Origin of the sequence: Arenicella xantha, from assembly GCF_003315245.1 — a bacterium.
GTDB classification, from domain to species: Bacteria; Pseudomonadota; Gammaproteobacteria; order Arenicellales; family Arenicellaceae; genus Arenicella; species Arenicella xantha.
Window position 1 is genome coordinate 942,356 of sequence record NZ_QNRT01000002.1, and the last position, 26,978, is coordinate 969,333.

The 26,978-nt window shown below is 46.8% G+C and carries 23 protein-coding genes and 4 tRNA genes; 2 read left to right on the plus strand and 25 right to left on the minus strand.

Annotated elements, in window-relative coordinates:
- Positions 1–9 precede the first annotated feature (9 nt).
- The 15 genes from DFR28_RS09865 to DFR28_RS09935 all read right to left on the minus strand — a co-directional run bounded on the left by DFR28_RS09865 (position 10) and on the right by DFR28_RS09935 (position 14,405).
- Positions 10–384, minus strand: coding sequence for a hypothetical protein (locus DFR28_RS09865; RefSeq protein WP_113954156.1), 375 nt, complete (start codon positions 382–384; stop codon positions 10–12).
- Positions 385–431: 47 nt separating this feature from the next.
- On the minus strand, positions 432–1,370 hold the full coding sequence (locus tag DFR28_RS09870) for an OmpA family protein (protein ID WP_113954157.1): 939 nt from the start codon (positions 1,368–1,370) through the stop codon (positions 432–434).
- Positions 1,371–1,463: 93 nt separating this feature from the next.
- Complete coding sequence (locus DFR28_RS09875) at positions 1,464–1,742, minus strand: pilus assembly protein (RefSeq protein WP_113954158.1); 279 nt, start codon at positions 1,740–1,742, stop codon at positions 1,464–1,466.
- 1,025 nt (positions 1,743–2,767) lie between these two features.
- A tRNA-Pro gene (locus DFR28_RS09880) sits at positions 2,768–2,844 on the minus strand.
- A gap of 69 nt (positions 2,845–2,913) precedes the next feature.
- Positions 2,914–3,363: a YHS domain-containing (seleno)protein gene (locus DFR28_RS09885; RefSeq protein WP_113954159.1), complete on the minus strand. Its 450-nt coding sequence runs from the start codon at positions 3,361–3,363 to the stop codon at positions 2,914–2,916.
- Positions 3,364–3,380: 17 nt separating this feature from the next.
- Positions 3,381–4,166 (minus strand): lysophospholipid acyltransferase family protein, encoded by a 786-nt coding sequence (locus DFR28_RS09890; RefSeq protein WP_113954160.1) that lies wholly within the window; start codon positions 4,164–4,166, stop codon positions 3,381–3,383.
- Positions 4,167–4,193: 27 nt separating this feature from the next.
- The gene (locus DFR28_RS09895) at positions 4,194–5,009 is read right to left on the minus strand and encodes a GNAT family N-acetyltransferase (protein WP_113954161.1); all 816 of its coding nucleotides are present in this window, start codon (positions 5,007–5,009) and stop codon (positions 4,194–4,196) included.
- A gap of 12 nt (positions 5,010–5,021) precedes the next feature.
- A complete protein-coding gene (locus DFR28_RS09900; protein WP_147250989.1) occupies positions 5,022–5,996 on the minus strand; it encodes an ATP-grasp domain-containing protein in 975 nt (324 codons plus the stop codon).
- A gap of 195 nt (positions 5,997–6,191) precedes the next feature.
- Entirely contained in the window at positions 6,192–6,962 is a 771-nt protein-coding gene (locus DFR28_RS09905; RefSeq protein WP_170132054.1) for an NRDE family protein, read from the minus strand.
- Entirely contained in the window at positions 6,959–7,504 is a 546-nt protein-coding gene (locus tag DFR28_RS09910) for a DinB family protein (RefSeq protein ID WP_147250990.1), read from the minus strand. The genes DFR28_RS09905 and DFR28_RS09910 overlap by 4 nt, the downstream gene beginning before the upstream one ends.
- 125 nt (positions 7,505–7,629) lie before the next feature.
- Positions 7,630–8,337 (minus strand): RsmE family RNA methyltransferase, encoded by a 708-nt coding sequence (locus DFR28_RS09915; protein ID WP_113954165.1) that lies wholly within the window; start codon positions 8,335–8,337, stop codon positions 7,630–7,632.
- A gap of 48 nt (positions 8,338–8,385) precedes the next feature.
- Complete coding sequence (locus tag DFR28_RS09920; protein WP_147250991.1) at positions 8,386–9,093, minus strand: class I SAM-dependent methyltransferase; 708 nt, start codon at positions 9,091–9,093, stop codon at positions 8,386–8,388.
- A 158-nt stretch (positions 9,094–9,251) separates the two neighbouring features.
- Positions 9,252–10,436 (minus strand): enoyl-ACP reductase FabV, encoded by a 1,185-nt coding sequence (gene fabV, locus DFR28_RS09925; RefSeq protein WP_113954167.1) that lies wholly within the window; start codon positions 10,434–10,436, stop codon positions 9,252–9,254.
- A 131-nt stretch (positions 10,437–10,567) separates the two neighbouring features.
- Positions 10,568–12,466 (minus strand): SurA N-terminal domain-containing protein, encoded by a 1,899-nt coding sequence (locus DFR28_RS09930; RefSeq protein ID WP_113954168.1) that lies wholly within the window; start codon positions 12,464–12,466, stop codon positions 10,568–10,570.
- A gap of 88 nt (positions 12,467–12,554) precedes the next feature.
- The gene (locus DFR28_RS09935; protein ID WP_113954169.1) at positions 12,555–14,405 is read right to left on the minus strand and encodes a monovalent cation:proton antiporter-2 (CPA2) family protein; all 1,851 of its coding nucleotides are present in this window, start codon (positions 14,403–14,405) and stop codon (positions 12,555–12,557) included.
- A gap of 236 nt (positions 14,406–14,641) precedes the next feature.
- Here DFR28_RS09935 and DFR28_RS09940 point away from each other — a divergent pair, with 236 nt between their 5' ends.
- A complete protein-coding gene (locus DFR28_RS09940) occupies positions 14,642–17,377 on the plus strand; it encodes a M16 family metallopeptidase (protein WP_113954170.1) in 2,736 nt (911 codons plus the stop codon).
- Between the two features lie 114 nt (positions 17,378–17,491).
- On the opposite strand, the gene DFR28_RS09945 is transcribed toward DFR28_RS09940, so the two are convergent.
- On the minus strand, positions 17,492–18,349 hold the full coding sequence (locus tag DFR28_RS09945) for a pirin family protein (RefSeq protein WP_113954171.1): 858 nt from the start codon (positions 18,347–18,349) through the stop codon (positions 17,492–17,494).
- Between the two features lie 66 nt (positions 18,350–18,415).
- On the opposite strand from DFR28_RS09945, the gene DFR28_RS19990 reads away from it, so the two are divergent.
- Positions 18,416–18,544, plus strand: a complete 129-nt coding sequence (locus DFR28_RS19990; protein WP_281268370.1) for a hypothetical protein — start codon at positions 18,416–18,418, stop codon at positions 18,542–18,544.
- Positions 18,545–18,636: 92 nt separating this feature from the next.
- Here the strand turns inward: DFR28_RS19990 and DFR28_RS09950 are convergent.
- The 9 genes from DFR28_RS09950 to DFR28_RS09990 all read right to left on the minus strand — a co-directional run bounded on the left by DFR28_RS09950 (position 18,637) and on the right by DFR28_RS09990 (position 26,938).
- Positions 18,637–18,713 (minus strand) — tRNA-Asp (locus DFR28_RS09950).
- 16 nt (positions 18,714–18,729) lie between these two features.
- Positions 18,730–18,805, minus strand: a tRNA-Val gene (locus DFR28_RS09955).
- Between the two features lie 100 nt (positions 18,806–18,905).
- On the minus strand, positions 18,906–19,178 hold the full coding sequence (locus DFR28_RS09960; RefSeq protein WP_113954172.1) for an HU family DNA-binding protein: 273 nt from the start codon (positions 19,176–19,178) through the stop codon (positions 18,906–18,908).
- 420 nt (positions 19,179–19,598) lie between these two features.
- Positions 19,599–22,016, minus strand: coding sequence for an endopeptidase La (gene lon / locus DFR28_RS09965; protein WP_113954173.1), 2,418 nt, complete (start codon positions 22,014–22,016; stop codon positions 19,599–19,601).
- Between the two features lie 265 nt (positions 22,017–22,281).
- On the minus strand, positions 22,282–23,553 hold the full coding sequence (clpX, locus tag DFR28_RS09970) for an ATP-dependent Clp protease ATP-binding subunit ClpX (protein WP_113954174.1): 1,272 nt from the start codon (positions 23,551–23,553) through the stop codon (positions 22,282–22,284).
- 335 nt (positions 23,554–23,888) lie between these two features.
- Complete coding sequence (locus DFR28_RS09975; RefSeq protein WP_113954175.1) at positions 23,889–24,224, minus strand: rhodanese-like domain-containing protein; 336 nt, start codon at positions 24,222–24,224, stop codon at positions 23,889–23,891.
- Positions 24,225–24,301: 77 nt separating this feature from the next.
- Positions 24,302–24,874 carry an ATP-dependent Clp endopeptidase proteolytic subunit ClpP gene (clpP, locus tag DFR28_RS09980; RefSeq protein WP_245941754.1) on the minus strand — a complete coding sequence of 191 codons (573 nt, stop codon included), beginning with the start codon at positions 24,872–24,874 and terminating at the stop codon, positions 24,302–24,304.
- Positions 24,875–25,190: 316 nt separating this feature from the next.
- Positions 25,191–26,507: a trigger factor gene (tig, locus tag DFR28_RS09985; RefSeq protein WP_113954177.1), complete on the minus strand. Its 1,317-nt coding sequence runs from the start codon at positions 26,505–26,507 to the stop codon at positions 25,191–25,193.
- Positions 26,508–26,853: 346 nt separating this feature from the next.
- A tRNA-Leu gene (locus DFR28_RS09990) sits at positions 26,854–26,938 on the minus strand.
- Positions 26,939–26,978: the final 40 nt, after the last annotated feature.

Here is a 26,978-nt window from a genome sequence, read left to right on the forward strand (position 1 = left end):
CTCACGATCTCAAAAATTATTTGGATCAAATGAACCCTCTGGATAACCAAGGCAAATTGCTTTGCCCTTGTTGTAAATTGCATCACGGCCAAGTTTGCCTTCAATCGCAGAGAGAACTTGATCGTAATAAATACGGCCCATTGAACCCTCTTCGGTGCCGTCATACCCAAGCATCCCCTTGGTACCTGTAGCCGGATCCGTATCACCCATCTCGGCGCGAGCCTCATAGTCATCCAACATAATCAACGCAAAATCACCCCAGTAGCCGCATTCAGAGTGCGAGTTAGTCATGGTTTTCAATTCGCCAGAAACGGCATTTAGCGGCGCAAGGCAAGCCATCGCTAAAGTGACAAACGCAAGATTTTTCAGGTATGTTTTTTTCATCATATTGAATTACTAATTCGATTGTTGTTGTCAAAGAATATGTGTCGTTATTTGCTAACCGCGCTATCTGCAACTAACTCAACGCGTCGATTCAAGGTTCGGCCAGTATCGGCCAAATTCGACGATTTTGGTGACAGAGGCCCAACGCCGTAGGCGGTTAACTGCTTACTGGATATGCCATATTTATCAACTAGCGCCGTAATTACCGCAGTAGCGCGACTGGTCGATAGCGCCAAATTATGTTGCAAGGATCCTCGACTATCGGTGTGTCCTACCACAAAAAAGCTTTGCATCGGGCGTTGCTCTAAAAAGTGTGCAAGTGCCTCTAGCGCGGCATTGGATTCAGCGGTCAACTCAGCGCTATCGGTCTTGAAGTAGATTCCATCAAGCACAATTTTGCCGCTACCTTCCATCGCGCCAAAGTCTATTTCTTTAATCGAAATAGCCTCAGGCTCGATAACATCCTGCGCAATAAACAAGCTGTTCCCGCGATATTTATAGAGAAAGTAAATCACGTGCATTACCGCCTCAGCATTGTTTTTCTGCGCAGCGATATAATAAAAATCGTTATACACTGGGCCTGACTGTCTAACCTCGGTGTAACTCGACTTGAGTGATAAATTTGCAAACAAGGTTTGCACCAAATCACCACCACATTGCTTATTCGAGCACTGATAAGAGACCGTAAATCCGTCACCGGCCAGCGCTTTCAAAATACTTTCATGTGCAACTAAAATTGATTCGTCTTCACTTCCCTCATAAAGACGATGGGCTAACTTGCCGCGCACTCTATTTGTTTTCAGAGCGCCACGCTCATCGATCGCGGCTTGTGCTATTGGATACTCGAGGTATTCTCCATCGAAGCCGTCAATAAGTTCCGTGTTGGGATAGCGTGGAATAAGTGGATGATCGGATAACGCCGATTGTGCACACGCAACACCGGCCGTAAACATGCAAGCAATCCCGATTAAGGTAGTTCGAATCATTCTCGTCGCGTTCTACTTATGCCTAATTAGTTATTTGTATTGACCAAGCCCAATTCGGACTTGGCCAACACAACACAAAAACAAACCGACAGACTACTGAGTACCAGTGGTCGCAGTTTGATTGTAGTTATCTAGCTTGTTGTTAGCCTTGGCATTAGTTTTCGCGCCTTTGACTGCTTTATTCACCTCAGTCATGTCCGCAGACTCACCACCGAGTTCTTGTGTCATTCCTGACATCTGACCACGGATAGCTTTACCAAATTGACTGTACACACCAATTGCGGCAATCGCGATTAGAGCCACGATGATGATGTATTCGGTCATACCTTGACCATTTTGACGATTTTTTGCTTTTGAAATAAAACGATTCATTGTAAATAAACTCCTAAAATTAATTAATTAATTAGCGTTAGCTTAAAAGTCTAACCAGAGCAATTTGGCCACTCCGGTATTCACGAAACCCCGCGACTTTCACAAGTAGCCGAGTCTTTTTCACAGTGCGTTTCTTATCATCACGTTTCTCCAGGCAACACTTACCCCGCCCGCCTATCGCGAAATTTTAAAATTGCACCTTATTTATTAAGTATTGATTTAATGCGGAATGCGTTAAGCGTAGACAGCAGTGTCTATCGAGTTAACATCGACTAGAAACAATGTGAGAATGATCGTAGCTCTCCCCCGCAGCAGGACGCTGCCAAGAGAAACCGTGGGTCAAATCAAAAACACAAAGCTAGCCAGAACATTCTGAGCCAACAACATCAAATAACACTTGTGTCTCTCTAGTCCCCCCGTTAGAACCCACGGACTACAAAGCAAGTCAGACCTAAGTCTGATAAACAAAAATTAACACACATCAGTACAGTAACCAACGATTTTTTTTGCTAATCAGAAAATCTGTAGGAGGAAATTACCTAATTTTTGTGACAGTGATATTAAAACACTACTTAATTCGCGAAAAATTCGGCCAAATTATTTTAGTCGCCAATCCATTGATTTTATTACCTGTTTACAGAATAGAGTGCTGACGTAGAGTATTTCTTTTTGAGCCAAAAGGCGCTTAGGTGCTTAGTTTCATCGAAAATCTGCCTCGTTTTAATAGACGAATTGTATGATTTTCTCTAGACGCGTGAAATTGCTGAAATTCATGCCAAATAGGCAAAAAAAGTTCGATTAAATCACTTAGGTCTGAACATATTTAGGACACTAAAACTAACAAGAAAAAATATCTTAAAATTTAGTTTTGGGGAATGAAAAATGTCTTAATTGTCATCAAGTGAACAAAAAATTGATGGTCGGACTCGGAACATCATTGAATAAGTCGACAGAAAAAGGTTATCGCTGATGCGCGATTAAGACAAAAAATCGATATTGATCGGTCCTTCAGATCGATTAAAAATTGGTCGGGATGACAGGATTCGAACCTGTGACCACCGCTCCCCCAGAGCGGTGCGCTACCAGACTGCGCTACACCCCGATCAATGTTAGGGGAATATATACTATTTTTTGCGGATGACAACCTTGCAAGCCATCTTAACGGAGAAAATTAGTCTGCCAATAAGCTTGGCCAATTCCTATTTGCCCTATCAATGAGATTTACTTTATCTGACAACCACTTTTCATTAACCGATTTACTGTAATTTAGGTACAACTTGCCTTCGTGAATAGTGAATAGTTCCGGCTTAATCGACGCCGTGGTGTTATTTGCCACGGCATAAGCACAATACCCACCAAATTGCGGCGCGTACTGACTGGGGTTAGCGCTAAATAACGCCAAATTCTCGGCACTTGAAAACAACCAAGTTGCATCATTGTATTTCGCTTGATATGCCTCATCCCCTTTGACTGCTCGCCCGACGGTAAAATACGCTACGGTGTCATACCCTCTAATGGCCTTATCCGAGAAAAATTCAGTATAAGTTGGATCAACCGCCTGCGCATTTGCCGAAAGCAATAAGCCGAGGCTAAGCAAAAATATCTGTAAATTGTGTTTCATAATCTAGGTCTCGATTTCTATTCAGATGAGATAAACTCATTCAACTTGTCTGCGACGATTTTTTGGCAGTAATCGGCACAGGCTTTGCGAGTTTCAAACTCGTCGAGATAACAGACCGGATGAAGGTGAACTTTCACACCACATTTTTTCAACGGCATTAAACCGATAAAGTGCGGTGCAAATGGCATTCCCGCATACCAGGCATAGTGATCAAGTATTGCCTGGTCATCAATAAGCCGACCATCGTAATGGGTATAAGCGACAGTGATTGGCTGAATACCAACGCGAACCCCGGCGTGATTTAAACTAGCGGATTCAAACAAGCTGGATTTAAACGGCTCGACGTGTCGGCCTTCAGTACTGGTGCCTTCGGCAAACAAGGTAAGACTTTTCCCCTCACTCAAATGTTCCTGCATCTGCGCTAGCTGTTGCTTTGCGCGTCCAGCTTTACGCTCTACGAACAGAGTGTTTTGCAATCCGGCCAGTTTTCCGAGCACCGGCCATCCGGCGACTTCCGATTTAGCAATAAAATAGGCTGGTAAAAAACCCAACACAAATACATCCAAATAAGAAATGTGATTACTCACGTAGAGCGTAGGAGGGGTAGTGCTCAATGTGCCGGAAACTTCGACGCGCAAACCAAAGATACGACACAGACCCGCATGAAAGATCGGAATAAGGCGCAAATAGCCAGGTACCCTAAAAAGCCGGGCTAGCACGAACACAATCGGCATAAGCAATATCCACAGCAGCATAATGATGGTGCGGGTTAGCCCTACCAAATAATTTTTACGTAATGACATAAGGGTTAGCCAACGGCCTCGATACGACTAGTGGTGAACAGATTTATTTACCAATGCATGGTTAGAACCAAACATATAACTGGCATCTACATAAATAGCAACGAAGGTTGTATTAAACACCGGATCAATCACAGCGTGGTCGCTGATATGTGCCCCAATCTTCAAGTAGCCGCGCAGCATAGTCGGCACTTTACCGCGCTCCTTGCCCTTGCCTGGCGTCTCAGAGAAACTTTTAATCGACACACTGTGCACGGCTGGCTTAGGAATCGGCATCAGTTCGGGCGAGGCGAGATGTTTATCGTACAGATAAGACAGTATTTCAGTATGCTCAAGGTAGTCCGTTCCCTTAAAGCTGGCACAACCCAACATTACATCATATTGATTTTGCTCAATGAACTGCATTGTAAACTTCCAGATCAACATTAAAATCGCGCCCCCGCGACCGTCTGGTGAGACGCAAGCTCGACTCAGCTCAAGAAGCTTGCCATAGCGCGCACGTAAGCCCGTAATATCAAACGCATGCTCGGTGTAAAACTGCTGTGCATCTTTAAGTGCCGTACTGCTCACCAAGCGCATGGTACCAACGACATGATTGTCATTACGCCGGTCGAGCACCACCACGTGATAAGCTATCTCGTCCCATTCATCTTCCTCTTGCTCGCTGTTTAGCATTTGCGGCGTAACCGTGCCGCCACTCTCTTTGTAGAGCACTCGGTAACGAAGCTTTTGCGCATCAATAACTTCAGCGTCGCTTTCAGCTAAGCGCACGTCGTAGCGACCCGCTGACATGCTGCCAGCGATCAACTTGGTCATTTGCTTGAATAGTTTAGGTTTTATCGCCATGGTGTTATCTCGTTAGCGGTAGGTGCGTTTTAAATGGGTAATTAGATGCCCAAGCGAAATTCTTGGTGCACCGAGTTGAATCGCTTGCTGACCAATCTCAAATGCTTGTCGCCATTGTGCAAATAGAATTCTATATGCTTGAAAAATTGAATAACTTGGGTCGTACATATTGGTGGACTCTGACGTTACCCCATTCACTTCGAGCACCTTAATTTCAGAGCCTGCCTGTAAATCCTCAACACTAGGCACACGAATATCATAACGGCCGAAGTTAAACCCATCGATTTGGCGCGACAACCGATCGATCAATGTTGTTAACTCAGGTGTGATGTATCGATTACCGTCCAAAAACACCGATCCACGACAATGAGAACCGATTTCAACAACCTGGAATGTCTCGCCCTTGGGGAGTACCCAACTCAATTTATCGGCATGCAAATCAAGCAAAAATTCAGCCATGTAATGCGTACGCGGATTGTTCATCAGCAGTTGCTCCAGCGACAGCTCCCCGTCACCGATAAGCACCGGAAAGGTTTTCTCTGTAATAGAAAATACCTGCGATGTATCGGATCCGGGATATCGCATGTAGAAAATACCGAACTCTAAGCCAGACACATGCTCTTGCAACAGTATATCAACGGTACTGTTCGCCAAATATGTTGCTAACGATGCGGCACTCCGAATGACGGCAACATCTTGGCCGCGCTGCCCAAAATCAGGTTTAAGCACAACCGGCCACGTCAACGCCAAGTCCTGCATAATACGTTCAGCGGTCTGCACACGCTGCGATACCGACAGCTCAGCGGGTATAACATCAAACCTAGCCAGTTCCGACGCTGGGTCGAGTTGCGCTAGAGTCTGAGCTTTACGTTCACCAATCAAACCGCTCATTGGCAGTCCAGGATTGACCGACAGAAAACTGAGGCCACGAAACCGAACTACCAAGTAAAGGATATAACCGACTACCGGTGTGTAAAAGATTGGCATCGGCCAGAATTCCCAGCGTACGGCACGGCGCAACTTAGATTTTAATATTTGTATAGAACGGGTTCGCATTATCGGGTGGCACAAGCCGGTAAATGGGTAGACTGGTTTTGCAAGGGTTAACGGCAGCAACCAAACTGACAGATAGAACTAGACGTCATCGCAAAGCCAATAAGTGAGGTGCTCAATCGAAGGTCGTCAACTGGCGGCAAGCAACTCTTGCACGTCAGAACAACACGCGTCAGTACTGCTGTTGGGCTGACGTGCAAAACTCATATGAATCGGGTCACTGAGCGCGACTTCGCAAGGTGATCCGTCGGCATACCGAAACTCAATCCCAGACTCTGATACACGCACATGCGACAGACTGACAGTCTTAGCATCATCACGATGCATACAGACCGACTCTTTAGAGCGACTTGGCAAATGACTCGAATGATAATCCACATAGTCAGAACTATTCTGTGACTCAGCCAAGTCAAGACGATTAAACAAATCCCTACGCACCGATTTAACGTGTCGTGCGTCTACCGACGAGGATGACTTTGGCGTCCTCACATTTTGTTCGACGCGCGGAGTATGACCATCCCAGACACATAGATAGTTGCGCCCACTGCGGTCAACTATAAACATTCTGAAAGCACGAAAATCGTGCAAATTGAGCGCGAAAAACCGTTGTTTGATATCGCTAACATCTTCGGTTTCCGCAAAATATCTCACTATTTCGCCACGACTGATCCAATCTTTGTAGGTGGCAATTTGTTCAAACTGATAGTGGTTCAGTAAACACACTGTAACCCCATATGCATTGACCGCTATCCACGTGCCCCCAGCATCGGCATCAGTCGGCGAAAGATAATGAACCTCGCCGTCGGATTTAACACTTGGTGGCTCGGCGCGTCGACGTGAGAGTCGCTCGTCGCGATTAAAAAACAGTTCATAGCCATCATCAGCAGTAAACCAAGTCATTGTGCACATGACGACTTACCTCGCAGTAACGGTGCTGGTAAACCGGATTTTTGATGTTCACGAGTGGCTTCCGCAACGCCAAAATCCACGTCTGGCCGTTCACCTAAGGTTCGAGAGATTGCACCAATCAGCGCGTAATGATGCACGGTATGAGACTGCAAAAACAACAATTCGCGACCGAGATTAGTATCGACCTTACAACCAGACACAAGATCATGCAGTTGAATCGGTCGACTAAACCGGCTGCTATCTAGCGCGTCAAAGGCGGTGATTAGCTCCGCTGCAGTACGCTGTGCGTAGTGAATGTCGCGCTCTAGAATTTGATCACGTTCACGTCGCTCATAACAAATGACGCCACTATTCAATTGACCAAAGAAACACCGATAGTGTTCGAATACGTGCCTAAAGTGAGCACCGATGGTCGATTCAAAAGCCGGGCTTGCGGATTTAGAATAATGGCTAATATGTATTTTCGACAATAAGTCAGCACCTTCGCGCAAAACACGAGCATTGGCTTCCACTAAACATTGATTTGACGACAAACCAGGTCCTCTATTTACCACAGCGCACGAAAACGAACGCGTCGATTTATATTGTCTATTGAAAGACCTTGCCACATTTGAATATCTTTCACAACTAACACCGTAAGTACGACAGACAACCCACATTAACCGTTGTGGATGTATTTAGCCCATTGTGCGAGCGCCGAAACCACGGCTGTTTCAGTGCGTAAAATATACTGGCCAAGCCACAGAGGAGTGACACATTTAGCCTCAAACAACTGAATCTCAGCCGCTGAGAAGCCCCCTTCAGGACCAATAAACAACGTTGCTGCCGTCTTAGGCGGCGCGCAGTCTAGCATGCTTGTACCACTGGCGTCGCAGTACATTGCGGGCTGTTGTAGGGAACCGACGAACTCTTGCAATCGTTGCGAGCTGTCGACCTTCGGTAGCCAAGGATTTTGTGATTGCTTACACGCTTCCAATGCCGTGCGTTGCCATTTTTCTGTGGTGCTTGAAGTGAATTTCGTTACTGAATAGTCATACTCAATCGGCACGATTCGGTGGACTCCCAGCTGGGTAGCCATGTCAATCATGGTCTTTTGGCGGTCCCCTTTGGGAATTGCCACAGCAATTGTCAGCGGTGCTCGTTGCGACTCCTGCTGGCTGACTTGGTCGATAGCTACTTCAAGCTCTGCACGTGCAGCACTAATAATATGGCCGTTTGCAAGCAATCCCTGCCCGTTAATCAAGCGTACTGAATGCCCGACCTTTAACCGCCTAGATTTGAGTGCATGCAAGGATTCATTACGACTCAGGCACACTTGTTGGTCGTCCGCCATTAGCTCAGTATGAAAAAAAGTTGGTGTCGCCACGTAAATTACTCGCTTGAGGTTGATTTGCCGTTTACAGATGAACGAAGATTATGCGTTAAGGTAAACATCATAATGAATAAGCTTACTGGAAAACTGTGTTTGGGGCTGACCCATCAATGGCTCGGCATAATCCGGCCGCTTGACCGCTATGCGCGGGTACCCGGCCTGAATCGCTGAGGCAACCAGCTCGCTGGCATCTGAGTCAGGGCCAACCCACCACTTTAAAAATTGCATAAACTTATTAGTCGCCGCCGACTGCTTTCGCTTGGGCGGAAACATGGGATCTAGATACACACAATCAACGTCATCTAATCGACTAGCTAAATATTCGATAGCGTCCGCATGAACCACGGACGGGCACGAAACGCCGTTCTCCAGCGCCCATGAACTCTGCGACAAACGTGCGAATGCATCGTCTAGTAAACACGCCATCAAGCGATCGCGCTCCAAAATAGTAACCTGATAGCCTTGCTGACACATCAACAACGCGTCGCCGCCCCAACCACCGGTGGCATCTAGCACGTGGCGAGTCTTCTTACCTAATGCTTGATTGAATGCGCCTTGCTTTGGTGCCGGATACGACCGCAGAAGCTGTGTGGTTTTAGCAAAATCAAGATGAAAACGGAGTGGCTTCGAGCCAGCTTGTGTCCATGCAAAATGCATTCCATCAGCAGCCGACGTGACTATCAAATCGACCTGATCCGCTGAGCTGTCACCGATATCAAGCTCAGTCGAGTCCCGTACTAGCTGTGACAAAAGGTCATTATCGACCGCGACATCAATCCTTAGCTGAGCGTGCTTTAATTGCCTATGAAAAATCAATTTGGCCTCACTCGAAACTACACACTACTGCCGTCATTCGATGCTCAAGTAACGACAGTATGAGATTAATAGGTCAAATCAACCTAACGCTATCAGAGAAAGTTAGCTTCGACAATTGGACTAACATCAGCGTCATAGTCGACCCCGTCGATGCCAAAACCAAATAGTCGCAAGAACTCTGCTTTGTAACCAGCAAAGTCGGTTAATTCATTCAAGTTTTCAGTATCGACGCGCGGCCAAATGGCCTCAACTCGAGCTTGCATTTCTGGAGTCAACTCAAGCTCATCGACACGATACCGATTGTCGCTATCAAGGCGCGGAGATGATGAATAAATACACTCCTTAAACAAACGATCTAATTGTTCGATACACCCTTCATGAGTCCCTTCAGCTTTCATTTCTTTGAACAGAATTGACAGATAAAGAGGCATAACTGGAATCGCCGAACTGGCCTGTGTAACAACCGCTTTAAGAACCGATACATTAGCCTGAACAGGTAACGCTGCGTTCAACTCAGCTGCAGTGACGTCTAAGTGCTCTTTGGCCTTGCCGATCGTGGCATGGCCGTAAATTGGTTTAGTTAATTTCTCACCAATATAGGTATACGCCACAGTGTCAGCGTTGTCTGCCAATACGCCGGCATCATGCAAGGCATGAATCCATAAGGACCAATCTTCGCCACCCATGACTTTAATGGTGTTGGCGATTTCTTCTTCGGATGCAGGCTCAACAGTCACTTCTCCGACTACTTGCGAATCAGTATTCAAATTCTTAGCTGTATACGATTCGCCGATCGGCTTCAAGGTCGACATAAACGTCTCACCGCTAATCGGGTCGGTTCGTCGCGGCGACGCCAAACTATAAACAACCAAGTCTATCTTACCCATGTCCGCCTTAATTGCATCAATGGCCTGTTGCTTCGCTTCCATCGAGAAAGCGTCACCATTAATACTCTTGGCATACAAACCATCGGCGGCCGCCTGAGCCTCAAAAGCAGCTGAATTATAGTAGCCGGCTGAACCTGTGCGTTTTTCAGTAGGCGGTTTTTCAAAGAACAGTCCCAATGTTTTAGCGCCGTACCCGTAGGCTGCGGTAATCCGAGACGCTAAACCATAGCCAGTTGAAGCACCAATGATTAGTACGTTCTTCGGCGCGCCATCGGTCGATGCCGGAGCTTGCGATTTTATGTACTCAATTTGCTGTGCAACATTTTCAGCACAGCCGACAGGATGTGCATTGGTGCAAATAAATCCACGAACTTTAGGTTGAATAATCATCGGGGGGTCCTTACTCTCTGGCGGTTGTTTTAAGCGAAGTTAGCCGGTATTACCTATACCGGACTAACATCGACAAACTAATTAACTAACAATTTAACTAACATTTTAACTAACTAGGTATGACTTAGCGCTTACAGTAAATCTTCATTAATTTCGAGCGCCAACTCATCGCTTAGGCTCTCGATATACGTTTCGACCAACGATGCGCCATTGCGTTGTTCAATAAGGCGTCGAGTTGCGTCTTTTACCGCATCACTAACAGACGCCAAATTGCCCGGCGCTATTTGTGTTAATCGCACAATATTAAAGTCACCATTAAGTCCGGTAAACGAAAATACCTTAGTCGACTCATCGCCTAGCTGGGCCTTTACCACTTCGCGCATTACATCCGGCGCGACTTTACGCTCGGTATCAAGCATGGAAATAGTATGGGTTTCAATCGACACCGCTTCGTCTTTGGCCAAGGCAGTCCAGTCAGACTTAGCGCGCGACAACAACTCATCACCTGCATCTTTAGCCGCCGCGATTGCACGCTCCGTGGTCAACGTTGATTTAATCTGCGCTCGGACTTCATCTAATGGTTTTGCTTGAGCTGGGCTAAAATCAAGTTTTCTAACAGCGACATACACACCACTACTCGTCTCGATTAGCTCGGAGTTTACACCATCGTCTAATACCGCCTCTGAAAACGCGGCCTCTCGTACAGCATCAGTTGCTGCCACACCTTGGCCTGCGTCGCGCGCGAAAAAAGCACTCGACTGCACTTCTAAGTTTGCCGCTGCGGCTGCAACCTCTAAGCTGTCGGCATTCTCAAAAAGTAAGTTACGTAATTGCTCAGCTAACTCAACAACGCGTTCTTCGGCTTGTTGCTGCTGCTCTTCTTCAAGCAGCTCAAAGCGCATTACCGCGAACGGCTCAGGTTCAGTCGCATTAACCTTCTCAACTTGAATAATATGATAGCCAAACGGCGACTTTACCGGATCTGAAATCTCTTGAACTGGAAGAGCGAACAAAGCCTCATCAAATTCAGCAACCATTTCGCCACGCTCAACATCACCTAGTGATCCGCCATTACTAGCTGAACCAGGGTCTTGAGAATTAGCTTCCGCCAGCTCAGCGAAGTCAGCGCCGGCACGAAGCTCTGACACCAAACTCTCAGCTTTAGCTAATTGCTCTTGCTCGTCTTCGTCACCGGTGGTGCTCAATAAGATATGCCGAGTAGTCCGCGTTTCATTCGATGCGAAACCAGCTTTATAATCTTCGTAAGCCGCCAATAAAACATCTTCTTCAACTTCAATGCCTTCAGCGACCGACTGTGTATCTAGCTCAATATAGCTAACCGACACTCGATCGGGATTTTGATACCGGTCAATATTGGCTTGATAGTATTCTTGTACGTCTTGTTCTGACACTGACACAGACTCAAGGAAATCAACTTGATTAACGGTGATTAAATCGAAGGTTCGACGCTCGGCCTGAATCTCAAGCAGACTGCGCACCTCACTGGGTAACACTAGAGCGGACTCTTGGTAACCTGAAACGACCTGTCCCAATCGTTCGTTACGCTTTAGATCAGCCCGATAAACTTGCGCTCCAGCACGTCCATAACTCGCCATCTGCGCGTTAAAAACGGATTGGTCAAATTTGCCATCCACTTGATAAAGTGGGTTCTCAACGATCTGCTTATTGATCTGTTGTTCACTCACTTGATAGTTATATTCCTCTGCAACATAGGCGACCAATTCTTGGTTGATCATCGACTGCAAGACACTGGTCTTAAATTCCTTAGAATTGAGCACACCGGAATTTGCTAGCTCAGGATTTTGCGACAAACGTTGATTCTGAATACGCGAGAGGCGATTCTGAAAATCTTCCTGCGTGATTTTAGTGCCGTCGATTTCAACAACAGTTGGTCGCGCTTGCGTATCGGCGTATTGTTGCACGCCAAAAAAGGCCATCGGAATAATAATAATGCCGGCGATGATCCAAGCAAACCAACCAGAAGAGCGGTCACGGATTTCAGTTAACATAGTGTTTCCTTAAGTAAAGGTTTGTTTGTTCTAATATTTGCAGCGCGCCATTATAGTCTAGCCTGTCGCGACAAAAAAGCCGTATTCGCTAAGCTGTCGGCTGCGGTTCAGAGGTTTTATCGTCCGAGTCGCCATCTGACTGGCTCTGACGTGCGGCGTCTTCGGCCAACACAGCATTAAGATCCTCGGCTCGTTGTCGTACAGCACGCCCATAACTTTGGTCATCGCCCCAAAGGTCAGCCAGCTTATACAGCGACTCTTCGTCATGTTCAGCAAATAGGCGACTAACCCGCTCCGCCTCAGAACGTTCAACACCCAGTAATGCCAGAGCGTCGACACTCAACTTCAGAGCGGAATAAAATGTTTCACGCTGGAATCCAGTAATATCCTCATTAATTAACTCATAGGCGTGGCGACGATCAACCGCACGCGACAATATCCGCAACCTAGGGAAATGTTTTTTAGCTACACGAATTATTTCCATCGACTTGTCGGCCGAATCGACGCCAACGACCAGCAATCGAGCATTATCCGCGCCAGCGGCCTCAAGCAAATCAGGTCGCGCCGCATCACCGTAGTAAACTGTACTACCAAAGCGACGCACCATCTCAATTTGGCTAGCACTATGATCCAAAATCGTCAGCTGATAGCCACGACTTGCTAATAAGCGCCCGACAATCTGTCCAAATCGGCCATAACCCGCAATAATCACTTGGCAAGTAGGCTGGACCTCGTCGTCTTGTATTTGACTTGCATGCTGACTAATTCGGCTAGAATAAGCTTCATGCGCAACAAACAGTAACGGCGCCATCAACATTGAGAGCGCCACAACAATTGTGATCAGACTAGCCGTAGCAGAATCAAATACGGCAAATTGCTGACCAGCCGACGTCAATACGAACGCAAACTCTCCACCTTGCGCCAGGGCCAATGAGAACAAAATGGCTTGTTTTCGCTCCATCTTAAACAGCACGCTCAGGAACAACAAAATACCCGCCTTCAACGCCACTAGCGCAATGACTAAGCAAATAATAAGCCCGAACTGGCTCGCCAGTAACGCGAAATTAATATTGGCGCCGACCGTGATAAAGAACAACCCAAGCAATAGGCCCTTAAATGGCTCAATATCAACCTCAATCTCGTGCCTGAACTCGCTTTCGGCTAACACCACGCCAGCCAGAAAGGTGCCGAGCGCCGCAGACAAACCCACCGCCGACATTGCTACCGCAATCGCCACTACCAAACACAACGCCAACACGGTAAATAGCTCCCGAGAACCCGTCTCAGCAATAAATCGAAATAAGGGTCTCGACACAAACCGACCCGACACGATAATGGCGCCAATGACGCCAACCGTCACTAATACTTGCTGCCAAACGGCTAAACCCGCAATCAAACTAGAATTGTGGTCGTCAACTGACTGAACCAACGGCAAGGTAGCCAACAATGGCAACAACGCCAAAATTGGAATAACAGCAATATCTTGGAACAACAATACCGAAAAAGCATTTTTACCGGCTTGCGTCTCTAACTGCCCGCGCTCGGTTAGTGACTGCAACACAATAGCGGTGGATGACAACGCCAAACTCAAACCTATTGCGATTGCCATCAACGGATTGATCGGCGACAACAACCAAATTAGCCCACTCAGCGTAGTGGCAGTAATAAGCACCTGCAGTCCGCCTAGACCCAGTATTGGTTTACGCATACTCCACAAGCGGCTAGGTTGAAGCTCTAGCCCGACTAAAAAGAGCATCATGACGACACCAAACTCGGCCACGTGCATGACATCGGTCTGATCTCCGACTAATTGTAAGGCGCTAGGCCCGATGATAATGCCGGCGATCAAATAGCCGAGCACCGACCCGAGACCAAGTCGTTTTGCAATCGGCACGGCAATCACTGCCGCAAGAAGATAAATAAGCGCTGTTGTTAACATCAAAGAGTGTCCATGACAGTGTTGAGTAATAAGCCGTGATAACCTTGATAGCAAGTCGGTCATACTAAAGCGGCTAGATTGGCTTACTGAGCACTGTGCCTCGCGATTCAGGCAATCAGTACAGTAATTTAATCAGACCAGCCGTTGGCATTCGTTACTATTGGAGTAGCATACGCAACGTTTAGATCCGACAACAAGCTACACCGTGATACTACAAGAAAGATAGGACAAACTTAATGAAGAAACACACTTGGAATGCGCTGATTTGCGCTTTGTTATTATCAGTCTCGGCTGGCGCTATTTCCGCCGAAGCCGAAATCGACATCCCGTTTGAGAAATTCACTCTCGACAACGGCTTAACGCTTATTGTACACGAGGACAAGAAGGCACCAATCGTGGCCGTCAATGTTTGGTATCACGTAGGCTCGAAAGATGAAAAAATCGGTCGCACCGGGTTCGCCCACTTATTTGAACACTTGATGTTTAATGGTTCTGAGAATTACAACGACGATTGGTTCAAACCTTTTGATCGCGTTGGCGCAACCGGCATGAATGGCACCACCAACCAAGATCGCACCAACTATTATCAAGTTGTACCAAAAAATGCGCTTGAAATGACCTTGTGGATGGAGTCCGATCGTATGGGCCATTTATTAGGCGCAATCGATCAAGCCAAACTCGATGAACAGCGAGATGTTGTCAAGAACGAAAAACGACAACGTGAAAATCAACCCTATGGTCGGGCGTTTGGCACTATTTTCGAGAATGTATACCCGCAGGGCCATCCCTACTCTTGGAGTGTTATCGGCTCGATGGAAGACCTTGAAGCAGCAACGGTCGATGACGTACATGAATGGTTTAAGACTAAGTACGGCGCGGCTAATGCAACCATCACACTAGCCGGTGATATTGATGCTCAACAAGCCAAATCATTAGTAGAGAAATACTTCGGTCATATTGATGCCGGACCACCGCTGGTGAGACAAACTAACTGGGTTGCAAAACGCACGGGAACCCACGAACAAGTGATGTACGATCGCGTACCACAAGCACGGATTTATAAGGTTTGGAATATTCCGGCATGGGGAACCGCCGCCGCTGACTACCTTGATTTGGCCTCCGGCGTATTATCCAATGACAAAAAATCACGACTTTATAACCGCCTGGTATACAACGAAAACAAGGCGTCGGATATTCAAGCCTTCTCGTTTAACTCAGAACTCGGTGGCTTATTTGGAATTGTTGCCACCGCACTGAATGAGCAAGACCTTGACTATATCGATCAGGCGATAGACGAAGAATTGACGAAATTCCTCACTAAGGGCCCGACTCAAGAGGAATTGGCCAGAGTCAAAGCGAGCGCCAGAGCCGGCTTTGTCAGAACCCTGGAACGAGTAGCAAACAAAGCCGATATTTTGGCTCAGCACGAAGTGTTCTCAGGCACGCCAGCTACTATTTCGAGTTCCAACCAACGATATCTAGACGCAACAGTACAAGATGTACTGCAAACCTCCCGCGACTGGATCGCTGACGGAGAATATAAATTACGCATCCTGCCCTACGCCAAACACCAAGTCAGTGAAAGTACCGTGGACCGCAGCAAAGGAATACCCGAGGTTGGCGCTGCACCAACGGTAAGTTTTGACACGCTGCAACGCGCAACGCTGAGCAATGGCTTGCAAGTAATTCTCGCCGAACGAAATGATGTGCCAGTAGTCGGAATGCAATTACTGATTGATGCCGGCTACGCAGCCGACCAAAGCGTCAAACCAGGCACAGCAAATCTAGCGATGGCAATGCTCGATGAAGGAACTAAGAAATATGATGCGCTCGAAATTAGTTCAAAATTAGCGCAAATGGGTAGCGCAATCAGCAGCGGCGCGTCGCTCGACTCATCTAGCGTGAACCTCAATAGCTTAAAAGAGTACTTGGAACCAACGCTCGATATATTTGCCGACATGGTATTGCATCCAACGTTTCCACAAGATCAGCTTGATCGCTTAAAGAAGCAACAACTAGCGTCTATCTCTCAAGAAAAGAACTCACCGTTTGGCGCAGGGCTGCGTTTACTGCCTAAATTGTTATATGGCGACGGGCATGCCTACTCTGCACCGTTCTCAGGCTCAGGCACCGAACAGAGTGTCGCATCAATGACGGTATCGGACCTGCGCACTTATCACTCGACTTGGTTTAAAGCAAACAATGCGACGCTCATCGTGACCGGCGACGTTAGCCTAACGCAGCTGGTGCCGATGCTTGAAGCACGCTTATCGAGATTGCCAGCCGGCGAAGTGCCTAGCAAAAACATCGATAAAGTCGAGCCACTTAGCGAGTCTATCGTCTACCTTCTTGATCGCCCAGACTCAGAACAATCGGCGATATTGTCTGCAAAAATGCTGCCCAAATACGGCTTCGACGGTGAACTCGCGCTAGAACTCATGAACGAAGTATTAGGCGCTAGTTTTAATTCGCGAATCAATATGAATCTACGTGAAGACAAAGGCTGGTCGTATGGCGCACGAAGCTTTATTCGTGGCACTGCGTCAGAACGCCCGTTTATCGCCTACGCGCAAGTTCAAACCGATAAAACCGCAGAGTCTATGTCGGAAATTTACGCAGAGATGAAAGGAATAATGACGGACAAACCCGCCGCCGCTGAAGAGCTCGCTCGATCCTTAGACAAACGCACACTGACCTTGCCCGGACGATGGGAAACTGCCGGCGCGGTACAAGCAGACATCGCCACCATGGTCAGCTACGGCTTGGAAGACGACTACTGGGACTCCTATGTCACACAGCTGCGAGAAGTAAATTTGGAGCAAGTTAATCAAGCCGCTAAGGAGCATTTAACTCCCGATGCAATGCTTTGGGTTGTGGTCGGCGACAAGCGAAAAATTGAATCCGCAGTGCGTGCTGCGAACTTAGGGAAAGTTGTCATCGTGAACACTGAAGGCAGCGCTATTGAGGAGTGACACTAGCCGCACGAGTACCTAATACGTAATATAGAGCTGCAATATAAAGCCCTGACAAGCAATCTCTGTCAGGGCTTTATTATTTGTATAATTAATTTTGGCTGCTGACCGCCCTTAACTGGCAGGGAAAGGAATCCTTTCATCATCATCACCAATGACTGGCGGAAACTCACCACGCTCCCATTGAGCCGCAGCCGCCGCAATTCGATTACGATCAAACGATACAAAATTCCATTCGAGGTGAGGCTTTGACTCCCACTGCTTGCCACCAAGCAGAATCATGCGCGAAAAACGCAGCACCTCGATGTTGGCGTCGGGCTCAACCAACACAGACGCTCCCGCTTGAATCACCAGTCCATCGACACGCAAACCGCCCTCCTCTAAGTAAATCAAACACTCTTGATCAGGGTTAGGTCTCGCCAGCTTGACGCCTTGATTAGCAGTCACATCGAGCAGGAACATCGGCGAAAAAGTTTTAAGCCGCGACTCAAGTCCATACGCTTCGCCAATAACTAAACGCGCACTGACGCCTTCAAATAAATAATGCGGGAGATCAAACCGCGAAACATGCTCAAAGCTCGGATCGATTTCAGCATACTCCTTTGGTAAAGCTACCCAACACTGCAAACCATTCAAGCTATGCTGCGACGCTAGCGTCTCCAGCGTCTCTCTTTCTGAATGAGTAATTCCTTTACCAGCCACCATCCAATTAACGTCGCCAGGATGAATCTCAAGGCAATTCCCCAAACTATCGCGGTGCAGAATGCTGCCAGTAATTAAATAGGTGAGCGTCGCCAAACCAATATGTGGATGTGGTCGCACATTCACGCCTTGACCCGGAGCAAACTCTGCCGGCCCCATATGATCTAAAAAAACGAAGGGGCCGACCATTCTCTTTTCACTATTAGGCAATATTCGCGCCACAGAAAATTCGCCCAAGTCCGTTACAACCGGCTCTAAGTGCTTAACCATACGCTTTCCCTCTTACAATAATCGATTAGCAAGAGAACTAGATTAACAAAAACCTGGAATAATCTTATGAAGAATCAACGCCCACCTAAATTTATTCGCCAACCCAGTGCGTTCCATGAACGAAGAGCATTTAGCGGAATAAAGCACCCTCAGCAAAACCAAACCACCAATACGTTGACGCAAGGATTAGGCTGAAACCTTAGTTTAACGACTCAATGAATATCGTGGACAAAAAAAACGACCGCCTAAGCGATCGTCTTTTAAAGTTCGGACAATTTAAGTAAAAGTGGCGGAGCGGACGGGACTCGAACCCGCGACCCCCGGCGTGACAGGCCGGTATTCTAACCAACTGAACTACCGCTCCGCATTTTACTTAAATCTGGTGGGCGCTAGTGGACTTGAACCACTGACCCTCGCCTTGTAAGGGCGATGCTCTACCAACTGAGCTAAGCGCCCGAATCTAGCAGATTTGGGAGGGCGATAATAGCAGAAGCTACGTCTCTTGCAAGCATGTTTTTCAACTTTTTTTGCAAGCCTCAACCCCTCCGAAGCGGCGCTAGTTTAATGCATCCTTAAGAGCTTTACCAGCCTTAAATTTAGCTAATTTTGATGCCGCGATTTTAATCGTTTCACCAGTACGTGGATTACGGCCATCACGTGCCGCACGGTCACTTACAGAGAACGTTCCAAAGCCAACAAAAGTAACACTATCGCCCTTCTTTAAAGCACCTGTGATCCCTTCTAGAACTGCGTCAAGCGCATCGCCAGCTGAAGATTTAGAAATATCCGCTTTCGCAGCAACGATGTCGATAAGTTCTGATTTATTCACACTTAATTCCTCAAGGTAATTTGTTTATATTTATTTTGTGTTTAGGTAGTTGTGTAAGCATCAAAGTAAAACTCCAACACCTACGTAAGTTTCTGCTAAAAGACAATCTCGATCTTCAAGCATCTTGGGCTTCGTTAAGACCAAAATCGGCCCCAATGAAACCTGCAGACTTACTTACACTATGGTTAAGGTGTAAGGCGTCACAGTGCAAGAAAATTAGGCCTACAATACCGGTAAATAGCCGGTGACCATGAGCACAGCGGGTATCATGTTCTTTTTGACAACAAAAAACAATATTGACTTATGAATATTTTTTTTGTAAACCCAATAACGACGCGGGTTTCCGGCCATTTGGCCATTATATAGCTTTAATCTGGCGTTTCAATAACACGCCAGATCATATTGATTTACAATAGAAAGTTAGTGGCGAGCCGCTGGTTCTGGCTTTTTTGCCTCATCCGAGCTCGTTACCGATGTTTCATCGTCTCCACCGCCGGACTTGGCCGCTGGCGCATCCGTGAGTGCAACTTCGAGAACCTCATCCACCCATTTTACCGGCACAATAGTTAAATCTGCTTTTATTTCATCGGAGATTTCCACCAGATCTTTTTCATTCTGCTGCGGAATAATGACGGTTTTAATCGCTCCTCGATGTGCTGCCAACAACTTTTCTTTCAGCCCACCAATCGGCAACACTTCGCCACGCAACGTTATTTCGCCAGTCATCGCTACATCAGCTCGAACCGGTGCGCCAGTCGCTGCCGAAATTAAAGCCGTGCACATCGCAATTCCGGCGCTAGGACCATCTTTCGGTGTGGCGCCCTCTGGCACATGAATATGAAAATCGTTTTCAGCAAAAAAAGCTTTATCTAAGCCTAGTGCATGCGAACGCGAACGAACCACGGTAACGGCCGCCTGAATAGATTCCTGCATCACATCGCCAAGCTTACCAGTGTAAGTTTGCTTACCCTTACCGGGTACGATCACAGCCTCAATCGACAACAGCTCGCCGCCTACGGAGGTCCAAGCCAAGCCAGTCACCTGACCAACTCGATTTTCTTCCTCGGCTAAACCAAAGCTATATTTTCGAACCCCAAGATACTCACCAGCATTGTCGGAATTAACGATAACTTTTTCGAGCTTGGCATTCATTACCAACTGCTTCGTCACTTTTCGGCAAATTTTAGCGATTTCACGCTCCAAACCACGAACGCCCGCTTCACGAGTGTAGTAGCGAATAATATCGAGAATTGCTGACTTATCAATTTCGACCTCAGTTTTGCGCAAACCATTATTCTTAGTCTGCTTAGCCACAAGGTAACGCAGCGCGATATTAAGCTTCTCGTCCTCCGTATAGCCTTCCAAACGGATCACTTCCATACGATCTAGAAGCGGCCCCGGAATATCGAGACTATTCGCAGTCGCAACAAACATGACTTCAGACAGATCATAATCGACTTCTAAATAGTGGTCGGCAAACGTACTGTTTTGCTCAGGATCCAACACCTCCAACATAGCTGAAGCTGGATCACCGCGAAAATCGGCTGCCATTTTATCTATTTCATCTAGCAAAAACAGTGGATTACGCGTCTTAACCTTAGACATATTTTGCACGATCTTGCCTGGCATCGAACCAATATAGGTTCGACGGTGGCCTCTGATTTCGGCCTCGTCTCGTACCCCACCTAAGGACATTCTAATGAACTTTCGATTAGTCGCCTTGGCAATAGATTTACCAAGTGACGTCTTACCGACACCTGGAGGGCCAACCAAGCACAAAATGGGGCCTTTCATCTTTTTGAGACGTTGTTGAACCGCTAAATATTCAAGAATTCGCTCCTTAACTTTCTCTAACCCAAAGTGGTCTTCGTCGAGAATAACTTGGGCACCTTCGATATCACTTCTCACGCGTGAACGCTTCTTCCAAGGAACTTGAACAATCCAATCGATGTAGTTTCTGACTACAGCCGCCTCGGCGGACATCGGAGACATCATTTTAAGCTTCTTGATTTCGCCATCAACTTTTTCGCGAGCCTCCTTACTCATGCCCGCGGCTTCGACTTTGGCTTGAATTTCTTCAAGCTCACTTTGGCCTTCTTCGGTTTCGCCTAATTCATTCTGAATCGCCTTCATTTGCTCATTCAGATAGTATTCCCGCTGGCTCTTCTCCATTTGCTTTTTGACACGACCGCGAATCTTTTTCTCAACGCGATGCATGTCTAGCTCAGATTCCATAAATGACAGGACATGATCCAAACGTTCATTCAGATCATCCGCCTCTAGCAAAAACTGCTTATCCTCAAGCTTAAGCTCTAAAAAACCCGCAATGGTATCGACTAAGCGATCAAGATCATCAATAGCTCGCAGCTGACCAAGTGCTTCTGGCGCAACCTTAGAATTTATCTTGCTGTAGTTTTCGAACTCCGACGATAACGTCCGAATCGCAACTTCAGCTTCATTCTTATCGATTTCATTTGTGTATAAAGGCTCGACCAACGCAGAAAAACACTCAGCTTCGACAACTTTTTGGAGATGCACACGCTGCTTACCTTCGACTAATACTTTGACCGTACCGTCGGGTAACTTGAGCAGCTGAAGTATGTTTGCTAGCACACCGACTTCATAAATTTCTTGTTCGCCAGGCTCCTCGGTCGACGCATCGTGCTGAGCGACAAGCGCGATCTGCTTACCGTTTTCCATGGCTTGCTCAAGCGCAATTATCGACTTCTCCCGACCGACGAACAATGGAATAACCATATGCGGAAAAACCACCACATCGCGTAACGGAAGCAGTGGGAACGGCGTGGCGTAATCTATAGCTGTGGATTCTTCTGACATAAATGAAACCTATATTTGGTGATACTGGCCACGCCCTACAACGGGGTCGACCGTACGCATTAGTCTTGGGCTAGTTATGGGATCGCAAACCGACGTTTCAAGTAGGCCATCACTTATGCTAGCGTCGCGTCACAAACTTCGACGGAAATATTGACATCAGTGTCAGTTCGACTAGTGATGGCGCGCAGTAGCGCGCCACACACCCGAACATAATGATCTTCCGCCTACTAAAGTTGGCTTAACAGTAATTGTCGGCAAGCGCTGACTATGCAGTTTTTTCAGCGTCTGCTTCTTCGTAAATAAACAACGGACGAGCGCCCTCTAAAATCGTGCTCGCATCCACCGAAACCTTCTGAACGCCTTCTTTAGATGGCAATTCATACATTGTTTCAAGTAACGCGTTCTCGAGTATTGATCGCAGGCCGCGCGCACCGGTTTTTCGTTTCAGTGCTTTTTTAGCCACAGCACGCAACGCATCCTCGCGAATTTCCAACTCAATATTGTCGAGTTTCATGAGCCGTTGATACTGCTTAACCAGCGCATTCTTAGGTTGCGTCAAAATCGTCATCAAGGCTTCTTCATCGAGTTCTTCGAGCGTTGCGATGATCGGTAAGCGGCCAATAAATTCAGGAATCAGACCGTAGCGAACCAAATCTTCTGGCTCTAATTTTTTGAGGTGCTCAGAAAGAAACGGGTTATCAGTCTTGCTGTGCACTTCGGCACCAAAACCAATACCACTTTTCTCAGATCGATCACGGATTATTTGATCAAGACCGGAGAAAGCACCACCGCAAATAAACAAAATATTGCGCGTATTAACCTGCAAAAATTCTTGCTGAGGATGCTTGCGGCCACCTTGTGGTGGCACTGACGCGGTAGTACCTTCAATCAATTTTAGTAGCGCCTGCTGAACGCCCTCGCCGGAAACATCACGAGTAATCGATGGATTATCAGACTTACGAGAAATCTTATCGATCTCATCAATATAGACGATACCAGTTTGTGCTTTGTCGACATCGTAATCGCACTTCTGCAACAATTTTTGAATAATGTTCTCGACATCTTCACCAACATAACCGGCCTCTGTTAAGGTCGTTGCGTCGGCAATGGTAAACGGCACATTGAGCTGTCGAGCAAGCGTTTCGGCTAGCAGTGTTTTCCCCGAGCCAGTCGGGCCGATCAGCATAATATTACTTTTAGCAATATCGACATCGTCCTCAAGCTGCTGACTGCGAATACGTTTATAGTGGTTATAAACAGCAACTGACAGTACTTTCTTAGCGTCTTCTTGCGAGATTACATAGTCGTTCAACCCAGCATGAATTTCCTCTGGCGTTGGAAATACTTCCTTCTCCTCCGCCTTAGAAACATCATCAATAGCTTCTTCACGAATGATATCCTCACATAGGTCCACACATTCGTCGCAAATAAACACCGATGGTCCGGCAATCAGCTTGCGTACCTCATGTTGGCTTTTGCCACAAAATGAACAATAAAGTAGCTTATTATCGTCGTTACTTTTATTGTCGTCACTCATAAAGACCCCTTAGGTAAAATCCACGAAATTCTATAGGCTCAAAGTCGTGTAAAACTTGTCATCTGAAATACAACCGACTTTGAGCGGTAAATTGGCGGTGACGAGCGTGTAAGCCGTTCACCTTAAAAGCCATCCTGCTAAATATCTGTCTAGTCAGGAATGACATGAAATTGATGCTTTGAGCCTTCATTTTTGTAGCTGTCACTAAATTGTAACCCAATTGAAGACCTGATTACATCGTCAAAACCTACACTTATGGCAATCTAACTGTTAACCGACAACGCCAATCAGGCTGCGTTAATCAGCAAGTTAAGTCGGTTATTAGCCACAAAACCTTACTCTTCTGCGAGCTGCCTGATCGCCCGCGCGTCATCAATACCGCCGACACTGGTCACATCCGTGTAGCCAACGCTCCGGAGCTGCTGCGCCGCTTTAGACGCTCTACCACCAACAGCACAGTACAGTCGAATAGGCGTAGCCTTATCGGGGAACTTCTGCTGAATACCGGAAACAACGTCGCTCATTGGAATGCGAAGATCACCATCGATACTGTCAAGCTGGTGCTCAGCCCAACTACGCACATCCACGTACTCGGGCGACTGCTGCGCAGCAACATTGCCCGAGATTAAGAGAGCTACGGCGATTAATACAATTTTTTGAGTAATATTCATAGCGCTAAGTATAGCGAGCGATTATTTAATCAATGTGAGCAATGTCAGACAGAGCGCTTTAACGGAAAATTCTTAGCTTACTCAGGTCGTTGCGCAATGACGTCATCAATTAAGCCGTACTCCTTCGCTTGCTCGGCACTCATGAAGTTGTCACGCTCAGTATCGTGCTCTATACGCTCAAGATCTTGGCCTGTGTGTTTAGCTAAAATCAAATTCAACTCCTCGCGAACTCGAAGTATCTCACGCGCATGAATGTCAATGTCAGTCGCCTGACCTTGAAAGCCACCTAAAGGCTGGTGAATCATGATACGCGAATGCGGCAACGCATATCGACCACCAGTCGCACCAGCGGTTAACAACAATGAACCCATGCTGGCGGCTTGACCAATACAAACGGTATTCACCTTAGGCTTAATGAATTGCATAGTGTCATAAATCGCCATACCAGCAGTCACCGCACCGCCGGGACTATTAATGTATAGACTTATATCTTTATCTGGATTTTCTGATTCCAAGAATAGTAACTGAGCCACAATCAGATTGGCCATATAGTCTTCAACCTGACCGACCAAAAACACCACACGCTCTTTTAATAGCCGTGAGTAGATGTCATATGCTCGTTCGCCACGCCCAGAGCTTTCCACCACCATCGGAACCAGCCCTCCCGCTGCTTGCGGATCAAGACTATTTCCAAGCCGCGGATCGGCTGAATTTGCATGGATAATATGGTTTAAAGGCAAATTAGTGTTTGTCATACGTATATGTCGTTCAAATAGGATAGCTCGAGTATACCCCGTTCAGGTGTTTAATGGATGTAGTACCGGATTTGAATATCACAAGCCCTTATATAAAAAAGCCACAATAAAAAAATGGGCGCTCAATCTGAACGCCCATTACTAATCACTCTATATACTACAAGCTAGGCAGATCTAACATACCGATATGACCCAGCCCTTATGTCGGATATTAACCCTGCATATTCAGCAGAGTCGACGCCTCAATTTTTTCTACTTCCACGTCAGCATTCTTGATCAAAAAGTCAACAACCTGCTCTTCAAGAACAATAGATTGAACTTGCGCAAGCGCTTCTTGATTGCTCTTGTAGTACTGAACAAATTCTTCCGGCTGCTCATACGAAGAGGCCATTTTTTCGATTCGTGCGTTAACCTTCTCTTCGTCCGGCTTTAGCTCTTGCTTACGAATAATTTCCATCATAAGCAGTCCTAGCGCGACACGCTTCTCAGCTTGCGGGCGAAGCACTTCGAACTCAGGATCTGGGAAATTTTCCAGCATCTTGGCATCAATACCTTGCTGAATCATTTGATTTTTCTGCTCTTTAATCATGCGGCCAGCTTCTTCGCGAACCATCTTAACTGGCACATCTGTCTTATTCTGCTCAACTAGCGCATCAAATGCTCGCTGACGAAGCTGTGAACTAAGCTGTGACTCCAAATTAGTCTCTAGATTGCTTCGAACTTCGGCGCGCAACTCATCGACATCGCCGCTTTCAATACCAAAGCTCTTAACGAATTCTTCGTCTACTTCGGGTAGCACTGGCTCAGAAACAGTTTTAGCATCAATAGTGAAAACCGCAGTCTTACCGCCCAACTCTTCGTTATAGTCGTCAGGGAAAACCACATCAATGTCTTTGCTCTCACCGGCTTTCATGCCCTTTATACCAGCTTCGAAATCAGCCAACATCTGCCCTTCACCGAGTACTACCGGGTAATCAGAAGCCTTGCCACCGTCGAATTCTTCACCGTCAATTTTGCCAACAAAATCAACAATAACGCGATCACCTTTCTTAGATTTACGCTTCAATTCCTTCCACGTTAACTGCTGTTTACGCATGTTATCGACCACACGATCAATATCAGCATCTACCACTTCACTCTCAGGCTTAACGACTTTTATGCCTTCAAGATCCAACTTTTCAAACTCGGGATACACGTCAAAACTAGCCGTGTAAGTGAAATCTTTACCCTTTTCGACCGGCGCATCAGGCGTAATGTCTGGCTGTACCGCCGGCACTTCGTCCTGACCACTTAATGCTTCTTGCAAACTTGATTGAATCAAGTCACCCAATACATCGTTAGTGGCGGAACCACGGTATTGCTGCTCGACAATTTTCATCGGCACTTTGCCAGGGCGGAAGCCTTGGATCTTAACTCGCTTTGACAGCTGCTTCAATCGAGCCTGAACCGCTGTTTCAATTTTGTCGGCCGGCACGACCACACTAAGTTTGCGGCCTATGGTACTGGTTTTTTCAACGGAAGCTTGCATCAGTTACTCGCAGTCAATAATAAGTTAGTAAATAAAGGTGTTTTGTCGCATGTTTTCACACACCTTAAGCAATATGCTCAAGATAAATCAGGGGCGGGATTCTACCACCAGATAGGTCGCGATAAAATGTCTCTAAGTGGAAAAAGTACACGGATACCGACTCAGTTCGCTTACAAGCCCGCTGTGGACCTTAAAATCCAGTACTGAGCTCGCTCTTAAAACACAAAAAGCGCCCAAAAGGCGCCTTGTGTATGAGACCTAAGCACCCCGCTAACGCAGGAAGTCTTGGTTACCATATTGGGCCACTTAGCCCTTCGCTGCATGATAGCTAAATCAATTTCGTGAATGGTGCGAGAGGAGAGACTCGAACTCTCACGCCGCAAGACACTGGAACCTAAATCCAGCGCGTCTACCAATTCCGCCACTCTCGCATTCACGGTTTACAACGATCGCTACTCAATTTGAATAGCA